Annotated in this window: 13 protein-coding genes; 9 read left to right on the top strand and 4 right to left on the bottom strand. The window is 46.5% G+C overall.

What is annotated here, in order from left to right:
* Positions 1-80 precede the first annotated feature (80 nt).
* Positions 81-1,418, top strand: coding sequence for a TldD/PmbA family protein (locus QZT80_RS14790; RefSeq protein WP_295123327.1), 1,338 nt, complete (start codon positions 81-83; stop codon positions 1,416-1,418).
* Between the two features lie 86 nt (positions 1,419-1,504).
* Here the strand turns inward: QZT80_RS14790 and QZT80_RS14785 are convergent, their stop codons facing one another.
* The gene (locus QZT80_RS14785; protein WP_295123325.1) at positions 1,505-1,927 is read right to left on the bottom strand and encodes a Dabb family protein; all 423 of its coding nucleotides are present in this window, start codon (positions 1,925-1,927) and stop codon (positions 1,505-1,507) included.
* A 205-nt stretch (positions 1,928-2,132) separates the two neighbouring features.
* On the opposite strand from QZT80_RS14785, the gene QZT80_RS14780 reads away from it, so the two are divergent.
* From QZT80_RS14780 to QZT80_RS14755, 6 genes are all read left to right on the top strand, one after another.
* Positions 2,133-3,203, top strand: a complete 1,071-nt coding sequence (locus QZT80_RS14780) for a DUF3857 domain-containing protein (protein ID WP_295123323.1) — start codon at positions 2,133-2,135, stop codon at positions 3,201-3,203.
* Positions 3,116-4,150 (top strand): DUF3858 domain-containing protein, encoded by a 1,035-nt coding sequence (locus QZT80_RS14775; protein ID WP_367112871.1) that lies wholly within the window; start codon positions 3,116-3,118, stop codon positions 4,148-4,150. Before QZT80_RS14780 ends, QZT80_RS14775 begins: the two co-directional genes overlap by 88 nt.
* Before the next feature lie 4 nt (positions 4,151-4,154).
* Positions 4,155-6,062: a DUF3857 and transglutaminase domain-containing protein gene (locus QZT80_RS14770; protein ID WP_295123317.1), complete on the top strand. Its 1,908-nt coding sequence runs from the start codon at positions 4,155-4,157 to the stop codon at positions 6,060-6,062.
* Between the two features lie 128 nt (positions 6,063-6,190).
* On the top strand, positions 6,191-6,634 hold the full coding sequence (locus tag QZT80_RS14765; protein WP_295123314.1) for a MarR family winged helix-turn-helix transcriptional regulator: 444 nt from the start codon (positions 6,191-6,193) through the stop codon (positions 6,632-6,634).
* A 26-nt stretch (positions 6,635-6,660) separates the two neighbouring features.
* Complete coding sequence (locus tag QZT80_RS14760; protein WP_295123311.1) at positions 6,661-7,098, top strand: organic hydroperoxide resistance protein; 438 nt, start codon at positions 6,661-6,663, stop codon at positions 7,096-7,098.
* 3 nt (positions 7,099-7,101) lie between these two features.
* On the top strand, positions 7,102-8,100 hold the full coding sequence (locus QZT80_RS14755) for an NADP-dependent oxidoreductase (protein WP_295123308.1): 999 nt from the start codon (positions 7,102-7,104) through the stop codon (positions 8,098-8,100).
* Positions 8,101-8,154: 54 nt separating this feature from the next.
* On the opposite strand, the gene QZT80_RS14750 is transcribed toward QZT80_RS14755, so the two are convergent.
* Positions 8,155-9,417, bottom strand: a complete 1,263-nt coding sequence (locus QZT80_RS14750; protein WP_295123304.1) for an OmpA family protein — start codon at positions 9,415-9,417, stop codon at positions 8,155-8,157.
* 392 nt (positions 9,418-9,809) lie between these two features.
* Between QZT80_RS14750 and clpB the strand changes: the two genes are divergently transcribed.
* Positions 9,810-12,410 carry an ATP-dependent chaperone ClpB gene (gene clpB, locus QZT80_RS14745; protein WP_295123299.1) on the top strand — a complete coding sequence of 867 codons (2,601 nt, stop codon included), beginning with the start codon at positions 9,810-9,812 and terminating at the stop codon, positions 12,408-12,410.
* Positions 12,411-12,553: 143 nt separating this feature from the next.
* Positions 12,554-13,039 carry a nucleoside deaminase gene (locus QZT80_RS14740; protein ID WP_295123296.1) on the top strand — a complete coding sequence of 162 codons (486 nt, stop codon included), beginning with the start codon at positions 12,554-12,556 and terminating at the stop codon, positions 13,037-13,039.
* Here the strand turns inward: QZT80_RS14740 and QZT80_RS14735 are convergent, their stop codons facing one another.
* Together QZT80_RS14735 and QZT80_RS14730 are read right to left on the bottom strand one after the other, a co-directional pair.
* On the bottom strand, positions 13,040-13,393 hold the full coding sequence (locus QZT80_RS14735) for an anti-sigma factor (RefSeq protein WP_295123293.1): 354 nt from the start codon (positions 13,391-13,393) through the stop codon (positions 13,040-13,042).
* Between the two features lie 26 nt (positions 13,394-13,419).
* A complete protein-coding gene (locus tag QZT80_RS14730) occupies positions 13,420-14,007 on the bottom strand; it encodes a sigma-70 family RNA polymerase sigma factor (RefSeq protein WP_295123290.1) in 588 nt (195 codons plus the stop codon).
* Positions 14,008-14,022 lie beyond the last annotated feature (15 nt).

Below are 14,022 nucleotides of genomic sequence, written 5' to 3'. Positions count from 1 at the left end.
TCCAGCGCCGTATCGCACGGTTCGGCTACGGCCCACTTTAAAGGTATCAATGTTATTAACACAGCCAGAAACATTTAATTATGCCGATACTCACTAAAGAAGAAGCGCAGGCATTATTGAAAAAGGTACTTGCCTATTCGAAAGCAGAGCAGTGTGAAGCCAATATTTACTTTTCAAACAGCGGTAACATCCGTTACGCCCGAAATTCAGTAAGCACCAGCGGTGGCATTAGTGCTGTAACGCTCGTGGTGTCATCAGCTTTCGGGAAAAAGCTGGGCACTGCCACCATTAATGAATTGGATGATGCATCGTTAGCCAAGGTGGTAAAACGTTCGGAAGAACTGGCGCAGCTTGCACCGGAAAACCCGGAGTTTATGCCTTTCCTGGGTCCGCAGCAATACCAGGCTGCAGGTCCTACCTTTGCTGATTCTACCGCGGCTATTGATCCGGCTTACCGGGCGTCGAAGGTGGCCGATAGTTTGAAAATTGCAAAGGATAACAACCTGGTGGCAGCGGGCTTCCTGGAAAATTCAGTGAGCTACGCTGCCATGATGAATACGCACGGATTGTTCGCATACAATGCTTCCACCGGTGTTAATTTTAATGTAACCCTGCGTTCAGAAGATGGTACCGGTTCTGGTTACGCTTCACGTGGCTATTCGGATGCTTCGAAGCTGGACGTAGCCGCAGCAACCAGGATCGCTGCCATGAAAGCTGCCGGTTCAAAAGGGGCGAGGGCACTGGAGCCGGGCAAGTATACCGTCATCCTGGAACCGGCTGCCGCACTGGTGTTACTGGAAAATATCTATTTTGATATGGATGGCAGGAATGCGGATGAAGGCCGAAGTTTCCTTAGTAAAGCCGGGGGTAAAACCAAGTTGGGTGAAAAACTGCTGGACGAACGGGTAACTATTTATTCCGATCCAGCTCATCCCGAACTGCCTACCAGCCCCTGGACCAGCGATGGCCGCGCACAGGAAAAAATAACCTGGATTGACAAAGGTGTTATCAGTAATCTTTATTACTCCCGTTTTTGGGCCAATAAGAAAAATGTAAAGGCTGTTCCCTCGCCCGATGGAATAATCATGCTCGGCGGAGCCGCCACCACAGAGGATTTGATCAAAAGTACGGAAAAGGGTATACTGGTTACACGGCTTTGGTATATCCGTTCTGTTGATCCCCAAACGCTTTTGCTTACGGGCCTTACCCGCGACGGCACATTTTATATAGAAAACGGACAAATTAAATACCCGGTCAAAAATTTCCGGTTTAATGAAAGTCCGGTTATTATGCTCAATAACCTGGAGGCATTAGGTATTCCAGAACGTACAGTAAGCGGTGAAAGCAATGTTCATGCGCTGATACCACCTATGAAAATCCGGGATTTTACGTTTACGTCTTTATCCGATGCGATATAGTGAGAAAAAGAAGAGGACCGCAATAGCGGTCCTCTTTCATATCTGTAAAAAGGTTTGGTAATGTTCCCCAGTCCTTTTTGAATTATTTATACGTCGATAGAATCGTATACGATCACTTTACTCCACAGTGATGAGCATTCTTCAATAAATTTCAGGTGTACCGGGTCGGTTTGATAACTATCCTGGTCGGCTTTGTTTTTAAAGAACAGCAGCCACGAAACTGCGTACGAACGGTCAATAACATCCCGGTTTGTGGGAGCTGGTTGCCCGATATAAAACTTGTCGATAGTGCTTACCACCGACAGTTTTTTCAAGCCGGCTATCAGCTTCGCCCTGTCCTCCTGGCTGGTAGCGTTTTTAAGCCAGAAATACACATGATGAATGAATTGTCCATCCGCATTACTGGTAGCGGCAGATGTTTTGCTACCTAACGCAAAAGGGGCGATGGCGGTAACAGCGGCGGCTTTACCCGCGCTGGCCAAAAACTGTCTTCTCGATGCCTTGCTCATATGTTGGGTCGTTTTATTCGGGGGGCAAATTAACTATAAAATAGCAAATAGCCCGAGGCTTCTTCCTCAGGTGTTGAAAATCAATAAAATATGTTTTATGGAAATTGCTTCCAGCGTACATCTTTCATTGTATATTTTAAAGATAATGCCTAATGGTTTTATTTTTCGTTTAATTTTGCGCCAATTTCGATTAACCTGTACCCTTATGCCTTTTAAAGTTCCTTACCTGACAGCTGTGTTCAGCTGCATGTTAATCCTGCAGGCAACTGCACAGGACAAGTTAGATGTTAAATATGGAAAAATTTCCGTAGAAGATTTTCAGAGTACTTACAAAGTCGACACCGGCGCTTCAGCGGTTGTGCTTTTCGATATTGGTAGTACCGAGTTCGAAGCAGATAGAGGTTGGTTTCAACTGGTGTTTAAGCGCCATCGACGCGTTAAGATAATTAACAAAAATGGTTATGATGCCGCTAATGAGGCTATAAGTGTGTACGTAAGCGGTGCCAGTGAAGAGCGCTTGTCTAACCTCAGAGGAGCTACTTACAATCTGGAAGATAATAAAGTGGTAACCACCCAGTTGGAGAATAAATCAGTATTTACCGATAAGTATACAAAAAAACACTCGCTGAAAAAGTTTACCATGCCAAATGTCAGGGAGGGGTCTATTATCGAGTATTCCTATACCATCACTTCCGACTTCCTGTTCAACCTGCAACCATGGGAATTTCAATCCGCTGATTATCCTACTTTGTGGAGCGAGTACAAAGTTGGTATTCCCGCCTGGATCGAGTATATCTTTCTGAGAAAAGGTTACCTGCTGGAGCATATACCAAACAAACCCGTGACCACAAACAAGTCGTTAACCTTCCGGTTCGATCAGGGTGGCGGTGGTGCAACCACATCGGAAAGTTACAGTGTGCCTATTACCACCCATCGTTGGGTGTATAAAGACGTTCCGGCTTTGAAAAAGGAGGATTTTACCACTACGATGGACAATCACCTTTCTTCTATCCGCTTCCAGCAGTCCGCGTTGCGTATTCCTGAGCAGCCGGTAAAACCGATAGTAAGTACCTGGCCCAAGTTGTATGAAGAATACATGAAAGCGGAAATGGCGGGGGGATCATTAACCGAGTCCAATAATTTCCTGGCGGACAAAGTGGATGAACTGATAAAGGTGCTACTTCCGACCTGGACAAGGCCCAACGCATTTACAGTTACGTACGTGATAACTACACCTGCACCGGTCATAGCGGCCTTTATATGCAGGGGTCGTTGAAAAACGTGTTCACCAAAAAGAATGGTAATGTAACTGAAATTAACATGCTCCTTACAGCTATGTTGTCTAAAGCCGTTCTTACTGCTTTTCCAATGATCCTCAGTACAAGGGAAAACGGTGCAGCATATGCATTTTATCCTATCATTGATATGTTTAACTATACTGTATGCGCCTTCCTGGATGGTGATAAATATTATTATCTCGATGCCAGTTACCCTTATCTCGGTTTTGGTAAACTCGACGCGTCGTGCTATAATGGACACGCCCGTATCCTTAATCAGAATGTAGAGCCGAGAGGTTTTTTTGCAGATTCGTTGAAGGAAAAAAAGATGACCACCGTGATGATCGCAACTGATGATAACGGACACCTGAAAGCTACATGGAAACAAACGCCTACATATTTTGAATCCTGTTTGCTACGCGAGAAAATAAAGCAGAAAGGGGAAGACGCCTATTTTAAAGATGCAGCTAAATTATTTACTGGTGAAGTGTCGCTCCGGAACGGAAAGATTGGCAACCTTAAGGAAATGGAGCAACCGTTACAAATAGAATACGAGTTTGATGCCCAGGACGACCCCAAGGCGGACGTGTTGTATTTCAGTCCTATGTTCTCAGAAGCCTATAAATACAATCCTTTTAAATCGGCAGACCGTGCCTACCCGGTTGAAATGCCTTACGCTACTGACGAAAGCCTTATCATGGCCATTGTAGTTCCGGAAGGCTATGAGGCCGACGAGTTACCGAAATCAGTGAGGGTAAACTATGGTGAAGACGATGGTTTTTTCGAATACCTTGTAGCAAATACCGGCGCAAGTATCCAGATGCGCTGCCGTATTAAAATGAACAGGGCCACCTTTGAACCGGACGAATATAACGACCTGCGCAGCTTTTACGAAGTAATTGTAAAAAAACAGGCGGAACAAATCGTATTGAAAAAGAAGAAATAAACCTATGAAAAAATTAGCATACACCTTTTTACTCCTGCTGCAGACACTGTTTGTAATGGCTGGTGATGATCCTGATTACAATGTGACCGGAATACCGGCCGAACTACTGAAAAACGCTGATGTAGTGAAGCGTCTGGAGAGTGTAAAGGTGAAAATGGAGGGGCTGAGAGAGGTCATTGTTGTACATCGGTACGCGCTTACTGTGATGAATGAAAAGGGGATGCGGTATACAGACGTGTACGAAGATTACGGCCAGTTACGTGATGTCCGCTCTATTAAAGGTGCGCTGTTCGACGCTTCCGGCAAGCAACTCCGCAAACTGAAATCGTCTGAGATAAAAGACCTCAGCGGAACCGATAATAGCTCACTAATGACAGACACGCGCTATAAGCATCATAACTTTTACCATCGCGTTTATCCTTACACTGTCGAATACGAAATTGAAACGAAAGAACGGCAGACGTTTTTCCTGCCGAGCTGGATGCCGCAACCGGCAGTGGGCTTCGCCGTACAGCAAAGCACTTTCGAAGTACTTGTGCCGGAAAATTATCAACTCCGCTGGCACGCTTTCGGTTATAATGATAAGCCGGCAGAAAAGGCGGGTAAAGGGGAGAAGGTGTATACCTGGGAAGTGAAAGGCCTGCCCGCGCTACAATCCGAGTATTTCAGCAAGGAATGGCATAATCGCACCACGGCCGTTTATCTCGGACCGGGCGAGTTCCAGGTAGATGCCTATAAAGGACAGATGGCTACCTGGCAGGACCTCGGAGCTTTCGTGTACTCCCTCAACAAAGGGCGCGACGTGCTGCCGGATAATATAAAGAAAGTAGTCCATGAGCTTACCGATCAACTGAAAGAACCAAAGGAAAAGATCGCCGCATTATATAGTTATCTTCAAAAAAATACACGTTATATCAGCATACAACTGGGAATTGGCGGTTGGCAAACCTTCGACGCCGCTTATGTGGCGGCTAAAGGTTACGGCGATTGTAAAGCGCTGTCTAATTACATGTGCGCGCTGTTAAAAGAGGCAGGCATTCGCTCACATTACACCCTGGTAAGGGCAGGTGAGGGAGAAACTGAGATGATCGAAGATTTTCCCATCAGCCAGTTTAATCATATTATCGTGAGCGTGCCGCTTGAGAAAGATACCGTGTGGCTGGAATGTACCAGCCAGACATTGTCTCCAGGTTATCTTAGTGGTTTTACTTCTGGCAGGCCCGTGCTGCTGATAGATGAAAATGGCGGAAAGCTTGTACGTACTCCAAAGTACGGGATGGAACAAAACCTTCGTTCTTCCAAACTCAGGGCTGTGCTGGCCGAAAACGGCGATGCCGTACTGGAAGTGAAAAGCCACACAACAGGCCAGATGCAGGACGATCAGCACCAGATGATCCACTCGCTTTCACGGGAAAAGCAGCTGGAAGAACTGAGAGATAACATCAGCCTTCCAAGTTATGATGTAAAGACCTTTGAATACAGGGAGTTTCCGGGTACATTACCTGCTATTGACGAAAACCTCTCCATAAACGTTTCCGCGTATGCTTCCGTTACCGGTAAAAGGATGTTTTTAGTGCCCAATATATTGTCGCGCAGTTCGGTTCGCATCCCTGAAGATACAGGCCGCACATCGGAGATATTTATGCCCTTTTCTACACGTACCGTTGATAGTGTGGAAATCGTAGTGCCCGATGGGTATTCGCCTGAAAGTACGTTTCAGCCAGTATCTGTGAGTAATAAGTTTGGCAGGTACACCTGTTCCGCAATTATTAAGGGAAACGTGGTGACCTACATCCGGAAAAAGGAAGTGTTCGACGGTAATTTCCCTGCCTCGGACATTAAAGAACTTCGTGATTTTTATGAACAGATTTACAAGGCCGACCGTAGCAGACTGGTGCTTGTAAAAAAGTAAATCATTCAGGCTGATACAGCCCAAACGTTCCGCAGGCAATATTGCCCGCGGAACGTTTTTATTTTAACAGTACGTTAACCCGGTATTTAGATGATGCGATTTAATTTTACACAATTAAATTTACAGAAATGGAAATATTGAAGCTGGATAATCAGATTTGTTTCCCGTTATACGCGTTATCACGTAAGGTTATTTGCTACTACCAGCCGATGCTGGACGAGCTGAACCTTACTTACCCGCAATACCTGGTCATGCTGTTGTTATGGGAACGCAAAACGCTTTCTGTAAAAGAACTGGGTCAACATTTGCTGTTAGATTCCGGCACCCTGACTCCTCTATTGAAGAGGCTGGAAGAGCGGGGCCTGGTAACCCGCACACGCAGTAAAGAGGACGAAAGGGTAGTGCTGATCGCTTTAACCAGCGAGGGCAAAGACCTGAAAAAGCAGGCTAAAAAAGTGCCGGCGCAACTTTTGGACAGTTTGGGTGTTGATGAAAAGCAGCTACAACGCTTAAAAATGCAGCTCACTGAAATGCTGGACGGCATAATCGCAAAAGAGAAGGAAGGACAATAATATTTATATAAGCAAAACAATTCATCATGATTAAGCCATTATATACAGCCTCGGCAACGGCTAAAGGAGGAAGGAACGGGCATATAAAGTCATCAGACGGCGTATTGGACCTGGAAGTAAGGACACCAAAAGAGTTAGGCGGTAGTGGAGGTAGTTACACCAACCCGGAACAGTTGTTCGCAGCAGGTTATGCGGCCTGTTTCGACAGTGCCCTGAGCCTGGTTATCCGCACCGCAAAAGTTGAAGCGGGAGAAACTACTGTAACGGGTCATGTAGGCATCGGTAAAAATGATGCCGGTGGCTTTGGACTGGCAGTAACCCTTGAGGTGCATATCCCCGGCGTAAGTGCTGATGTGGCAGATGAACTGGTAGCAAAGGCTCACCAGGTATGTCCGTATTCTAATGCCATAAGGGGCAACGTGGAAGTAATCTTAAAAACAACTATAGACCAAGTAAACGTATAGTATATGAGTGCAAAACAAATAGTATTGGCGGCAAGGCCTAAAGGTATGCCCGACGAGTCGGCATTCAGAACAGAAATCGTGGAAGTGAAAGCGCCGGAACAGGGTGAGGTGCGTATTAAAGGATTATACTATTCAGTAGATCCCTACATGCGCGGTCGCATGAGTGATGCAAAATCTTATGCAGCGCCGTACGAGGTAGGCAAACCCATTGTTGGCGGTATAGTGGCCGAGGTGTTAGAAAGTAAAGCGGAAGGTATTAAAGCCGGCGATCTTGTAACGGGCCGTGTACCCTGGGCTACAGAAGTTACTGTACCGGCGTCAGAACTTTCTAAAATAGATGCAAACCTGGCGCCTCCTTCGCATTACCTGGGCATCCTGGGTATGCCTGGTTTAACCGCCTATTTTGGGTTGATGGACATTGGTAAGCCCAAAGCAGGCGAAACCGTGTTGGTATCTGGCGCCGCGGGTGCGGTTGGTGTTGTGGTAGGCCAACTGGCTAAACAACAGGGTTGCAGGGTAGTAGGTATCGCAGGCTCCGATGAAAAGGTGGATTTGCTAAAACATGAGTTTGGATTTGATGAGGCGATTAACTACAAAACAACCCCAGATATGACGGCCGCCATCGCAGTTGCTTGTCCGGATGGGGTAGATGTGTACTATGATAACGTGGGCGGCGAAATAACCGACGCTGCCATTATGAACCTCAACTTCCACGCACGTATTGCACTCTGTGGACAGATCGCTCAGTACAACGTAACGGAAGTGCCCATGGGGCCAAGGCTTTTTCCACGATTGCTTACCCGTAAAGTATTACTGAAGGGCTTTATTGTAAGTGATTATCTCGATCGTGTACAGGAGGGGTTTGCCGCGCTTGCCAAAGGAGTAAAAGAAGGTAAACTAAAATACCGCGAAACTGTGGTAGAAGGTTTTGATAATCTGCCCAAAGCATTTCTTTCGCTGTTTTCCGGTGAGAACAAAGGAAAAATGATCGTTAAGGCTTAATATAAAAGAAGGGCTGCCAATTTACATTGCGCAGCCCTTCTTTCTTTCAAACATCTATTTTTCTCTCACACTTACAGATATACGTCTGTCAGTTTTTCGATCTTCATCCGGCGCATTCGCTGCTGCTTTTGCATACTGTGATCCGTAACCCTCAGCACCCTGTAATTGTGCAGGTTTCGCATTGGCTCCCTGTAATGCAGCGATTACCGCTTCTGCACGTTCCTTCGATAGTTTCAGATTTACTGCTTCGTCACCCTGTTTGTCGGTGTAGCCGCCTATTTTGATCTTCGTGGCGGGGAATGCATCGAGTATAGCGGCCAGGTTATTAACCTGCTGCCGGCTCTCCGGGGTGATCTGCGCACTGCCTGTTTCAAAGTTCAGGTTATCGAAATCAAACCATACATCTTTGCCAGGTTTAGCGGCAGGGTCTTTCAGGAAATTTACCAGCTGGTCTTCAATGCCTCCTTTGTAGGCATCAAGCTCCTTGCCATTGGGGAGGATTACCTTAATCGATTCGCGTGGTATTTCGGGACCACTAACGCTGTTAACGGCATCGTTTTCCATTTGGCTGGTAATGACGGTGTCGCGCGGAGGCACCTGCACATTGGTTTTGTTGCCACAGCCACGAAGCAGCCACCATAGTAACAATACAATTACAAGTATCACCAGCAGCGGGATCGTCCATTTACGGCCGCCGGAAGTGGCTGCTGTTTCATCAACGGTGGAGGAAGTGTGTTCGCCCCCGCCAATACTGGCAATAATGCCCGACAACCTGCGCCCAATATCGTCCAGGCTGCCCAATCCCAGTAGGCTGGCCAGTCCCAGCCCAGATGGAACGGCTTTCAGCACATCATCTTTATGATTGTTTAAAAAGGCCATAAAGCCTAAAGGACTCATCCGGTGATCGATAGCATATTTACCCACTTCTCCCAGCGTCGCGGGCGTAGTGCTTTGCAGCAGCGCGTGGGCCGAACTGCTTTTAATGCCAGCGTATTCTGCGAGGGCATTGGAAATATTTTCTGTTTTGTTCCCGAAAAGGGCTGACAGCTGTTGCGTACCTTTTTGTATAAATGCGCCGGAAATACCTTGGCTAACGGGGCCTGGTGGGTGGGTAGCGGCATCTTTTACCAGCCCGAAAACGCTTCCGGCATCGCCTGGTGCCGTTACTTTGGCCAACAGGCCGGTTAATATAGTCGGCACCACAGCGGCAAGTGCCTTCTGTATGCCTCCTTCCGGTTCTGCCAGCTGTCCGGCTACTTTTGAAATATAATCTCCCGAGAAAACGGCTCTGACGGTATTAAGCAGGTCGAATGACATAACGTGTTTTTTTGGAGTGAAAAGGGTGATACGAATTGATTGAATTGCAGGGCAACGTGGCTCATTGGCCTATCCCGGCTTATTTATAATAGTAACCATAAGAAGATGTTTTTTGATTTGATACTTCTCCAGACTGGTACGTTCGTTTGCCTGTCTACGTTGTGTTATGTTAGTTGAGCTACGGTTCAATGCCGGGTAAATGACGGGAACGGATGGGAGAAAGAGGTAGAAAACCTGAAATTTTAGCAGGAAAGCTCGGTTTTACCTGTTAAAGATGCAGTTTTCTTCGGAAAAAGCTGCCAAAATTTCCTCTTTTTGATTTGGTGCAGCGTTTGATTAATACAACAAAACAATTAGAGAATTGTTAGCCAAAAAGGAAGAAAGTAAAAAATATGAATCTTAATAATTTCACTATCAAGTCGCAGGAAACGCTTCAGCAGGCACAACAGCTGGCATTCAATCACAAAAATCAGTCGATTGAAACAGGGCATATACTGAAGGCACTGCTGGAAGATGAAGATAATTCCATAGAATATCTGTTGAAGAAGAACGATGTTAACACCGGTTTCCTCGACAGTAAATTAAACGAACAGTTACAGAAGTATCCCGTCGCATCGGGAGGGGAACCAGGGCAGGTGTTAAGCCGTGAGGCCAACAATGCGATTTTGAGGGCAGGTTCCGCCATCAAAGAATTCAAGGATGAATTTGTGAGTGTGGAGCACCTGCTGATAGGTCTTTTAAGCGGTAGCGACGATGCATCCAAACTTTTAAAAGATGCAGGTCTTACAGAAAAGGGTTTAAAAACGGCTATCCTGGAGCTGCGTAAAGGCGGCACCGTAAACTCCCAAACCGCCGATGCTCAATATAATTCACTACAGAAATATGCAAAAAACCTGAACGAACTGGCATCTGCCGGTAAGCTCGATCCTGTGATCGGGCGTGACGAGGAAATTCGCAGAACTTTACATATCCTCAGCCGTCGGTCAAAAAACAACCCGATATTGGTCGGTGAGCCTGGTGTTGGTAAAACCGCCATCGCCGAAGGTCTTGCTCATCGTATCGTAAATGGCGATGTACCCGATAATCTTCGTTCCCGCATCATCTTTGCGCTCGATATGGGCTCGCTGATGGCCGGCGCCAAGTATAGAGGTGAGTTTGAGGAAAGATTGAAAGCAGTGGTAAAAGAGGTGTCTGAAAGCGATGGAAACATCATCCTTTTCATAGATGAAATTCATACCCTGGTAGGTGCCGGCGCTATGGAAGGTGCCATGGACGCCGCCAACATTCTTAAGCCAGCATTGGCCCGCGGTGAGTTACGTGCGGTAGGTGCTACCACGCTTAACGAATACCAGAAATATTTTGAGAAAGACAAAGCGCTGGAACGCAGGTTCCAGAAGGTATTCATCGATGAGCCAACGGAGGAAGATGCAATTTCGATCTTACGTGGATTGAAAGAACGTTACGAAACGCACCACCATGTGCGCATTAAGGACGAGGCGATCATTGCTGCGGTCGAGCTTTCTCACCGTTATATCACCGATCGTTTCCTGCCCGATAAGGCGATTGACCTTATCGATGAAAGTGCGGCCAAGTTAAGGCTGGAAATGAACTCTATGCCCGAAGAGCTGGATGAACTGGAGCGCCGCATCCGCCAGCTGGAAATCGAAAGGGAAGCAATCAAACGGGAGAAAGATGAAGATAAACTGCGCGAGTTGGGAGCCCAGATCGCAGGTTTAAGTGAAGAAAGGAATTCGTTTAAGGCGAAATGGCAACAGGAAAAAGAAGTAGTAGATAAGATACAACAGGCCAAATCGGCCATTGAAGACCTGAAGCATGAGGCGGAACAGGCCGAGAGGAACGGCGAATACGGCAGGGTAGCTGAAATACGTTACGGCAAAGTCAAACAACAGGAGGAGATTGTAGAGGAACAAACGGCGGTGCTGAGTGCCATATCTTCCAACCAGAAGCGGTTGTTAAAAGAGGAAGTGGATGCGGAAGATATTGCGGAAAATGTGGCAAAAGCTACCGGTATACCTGTAGCAAGGATGATGCAAAGTGAAAAGGACAAACTCCTGAACCTGGAAGCAGAACTGCACCGCCGTGTGGTAGGGCAGGAAGAAGCAATAACCGCCGTAGCGGACGCTATCCGCCGCAGCCGTGCCGGCCTCCAGGACCCTAAACGTCCTATTGGTTCCTTTATCTTTCTCGGTACTACCGGCGTAGGTAAAACGGAACTGGCAAAAGCCCTGGCCGAATACCTGTTCGACGATGAAGGTATGATGACCCGGATAGACATGAGCGAGTATCAGGAAAAACATTCCGTAAGTCGCCTGGTGGGCGCGCCTCCGGGATATGTGGGATACGACGAAGGAGGCCAGCTTACCGAAGCGGTAAGGCGCAAACCTTACTCTGTAGTGCTGCTGGATGAGATTGAGAAAGCCCATCCCGATACCTTCAATGTCCTGTTGCAGGTGTTGGATGATGGCAGGCTAACCGACAACAAGGGCCGTGTGGTGAACTTTAAGAATACGATCATCATTATGACCAGTAATATGGGCAGCCATATCATCCAGGACAACTTCGAAAAGGTTAACGAAGCGAATAAGGACGAGGTGGTGGAAAATACACGCGAGCAGGTGATGGAATTACTCAAACAGACCATCCGTCCCGAGTTTCTTAACCGTGTAGACGAGGTAATTATGTTCCAACCGCTGATGAAGTCGGAGGTGAAAGGCATAATTAACATACAATTAGAACAACTGAAAGAGTTGGTGGCTAAAAATGGCATGATATTGGAATTCTCTGATTATGCTATTGATTACATCGCTGAACAGGGCTACGACCCGCAGTTTGGCGCCCGTCCGCTGAAACGTCTGATTCAGAAACAGATCGTTAATCTGCTGAGTAAAAAGATACTCGCAGGTGATGTGGAAAAGAACAAACCAGTATTGGTGGATGTGTTCGATGGGGTAGTGGTAGTCCGCAACAAATAACTTCAAATACGACGATATACAGTTACAGCAAATGCCCGGGTGATTCTTCACCCGGGTTTTTTTATATTGACGGTGCGGTTACCACGCAGGTTACATTGCCTTGTAGCGTTTTTCCTTATCTTTAGTTTAAACGAACCAATCTTATGTACCCAATCGGAGATCGAGAGCAAAAGTTTATGCAGATGGCGGTAGTGTTGTCTGAAAAGGGCGTTAAACATGGAGATGGAGGCCCGTTCGGCTCCATCGTTGTAAGAGGGGATGAAGTAGTGGGAGAGGGCTGGAACCAGGTGTTGCTGCATAATGACCCCACTGCGCATGCAGAGGTGGTGGCTATACGCGATGCATGTAATCGCTTACAAAAATTTCAACTGGACGATTGTGAGATTTATACCTCTTGTGAACCTTGTCCTATGTGCCTTGGCGCCATCTACTGGGCCAGACCTTTACGCGTTTTTTACGCTAATACAAAGGAGGATGCTGCAAATATATTGTTCGATGATTCCTTTATCTATCGGGAGATAGAGCTGCCACATGATCAAAAGAAAATACCATTTATACCGTTTCCGAACGATGCCGCGCTGGCTGTATTTCGTTTATGGGCAGACAAAAGCGACAGAAAATTATACTAACTACCTCTTTGACACGAAGTGGTAAATCCAGAAACAGGCGAGGGCAACAAAGAGTATTACAAGCGTAATAACTACAAGGGAGGTATAAAATTCAAGTTTTCTTTTCTTACGGTTTTTCCTGCGGAGGTTTTGCAATACGTTCCACTTCATCTGCCTTATTACACCGGGTATTTTTTCCTTTTCAGTAATGGCGGAAAGGCCTTCCAGCGCGTCGCTGCAAAACTCACAGTCTGCCAGGTGCGTTTCTACCCGGCGCCTGTCATCCGGCCCGAGGTTGTCCTGCAGGTAGTCGAGCAATTCCTGCTGGGGAATGCAGTTCGTTTCTACAAATATGTCGCGAAAGTTATCGTTCATAAACTGTTGTCGCTTACTTGTGCAAGTTAGCGTTTATTTTTACTGTACTTTTCCAATAATAATTTAAGATTCCGCTTTCCGTTCTGGATATAGCTTTTCACCTGTAGTAACGAATAGCCCGTATCATCGGCTATTTCCTGGTAGGAGCGTTTATCGAGGTAAAAGAGCTTAACACAGGCCTGTTGCTCCAAATTCAGCATGCTCATCGCCTCCTGCATGTTCTCCAGCATCAGGTCCTTCTGTTCTTTTTCGGCTTTTGCTTCTTTTTCCAACTCCGGTTCCAGGGCGCCGCCCATGGTGTTCTCATCCAGTTCTTTGCTGTAACGGGTATTGGTTTTGCGTAGCTGCATGAGGCAGTGGTTTTTGGCCACCTGGTAAATCCATGCCTTAAAATGCTGTACTTCGTGCTTATGCACGTCCGATAAAACTTTCAGGAAAATGTGCTGAACACTGTCACGTGCATCCTCTTCATTCTTGAGGTACTTCATACATAAACCCAGTAAAAGGATGGCATAACGATCGAATAATATGCCTATCCATTCGCTGTTGCTGTCGGATTTGTACCGTTGCAGCAATTCAAGGTCGGTAAGGTTCTGATAGCTAGGATAATTCACAGTGTAAATATAGAA

Origin of the sequence: uncultured Chitinophaga sp., from assembly GCF_902168175.1 — a bacterium.
GTDB lineage: Bacteria > Bacteroidota > Bacteroidia > Chitinophagales > Chitinophagaceae > Chitinophaga.
This window is presented reverse-complemented; position numbering and strand designations above follow the sequence as displayed.

What these genes read in the sequence shown, in the direction of transcription:
- QZT80_RS14790 (WP_295123327.1), top strand. Translation starts at nt 81, where the DNA reads ATGCCGATACTCACTAAAGAAGAAGCGCAGGCATTATTGAAAAAGGTA.
- QZT80_RS14785 (WP_295123325.1), bottom strand. Translation starts at nt 1,927, where the DNA reads ATGAGCAAGGCATCGAGAAGACAGTTTTTGGCCAGCGCGGGTAAAGCC.
- QZT80_RS14780 (WP_295123323.1), top strand. Translation starts at nt 2,133, where the DNA reads ATGCCTTTTAAAGTTCCTTACCTGACAGCTGTGTTCAGCTGCATGTTA.
- QZT80_RS14770 (WP_295123317.1), top strand. Translation starts at nt 4,155, where the DNA reads ATGAAAAAATTAGCATACACCTTTTTACTCCTGCTGCAGACACTGTTT.
- QZT80_RS14765 (WP_295123314.1), top strand. Translation starts at nt 6,191, where the DNA reads ATGGAAATATTGAAGCTGGATAATCAGATTTGTTTCCCGTTATACGCG.
- QZT80_RS14760 (WP_295123311.1), top strand. Translation starts at nt 6,661, where the DNA reads ATGATTAAGCCATTATATACAGCCTCGGCAACGGCTAAAGGAGGAAGG.
- QZT80_RS14755 (WP_295123308.1), top strand. Translation starts at nt 7,102, where the DNA reads ATGAGTGCAAAACAAATAGTATTGGCGGCAAGGCCTAAAGGTATGCCC.
- QZT80_RS14750 (WP_295123304.1), bottom strand. Translation starts at nt 9,417, where the DNA reads ATGTCATTCGACCTGCTTAATACCGTCAGAGCCGTTTTCTCGGGAGAT.
- clpB (WP_295123299.1), top strand. Translation starts at nt 9,810, where the DNA reads ATGAATCTTAATAATTTCACTATCAAGTCGCAGGAAACGCTTCAGCAG.
- QZT80_RS14740 (WP_295123296.1), top strand. Translation starts at nt 12,554, where the DNA reads ATGTACCCAATCGGAGATCGAGAGCAAAAGTTTATGCAGATGGCGGTA.
- QZT80_RS14735 (WP_295123293.1), bottom strand. Translation starts at nt 13,393, where the DNA reads ATGAACGATAACTTTCGCGACATATTTGTAGAAACGAACTGCATTCCC.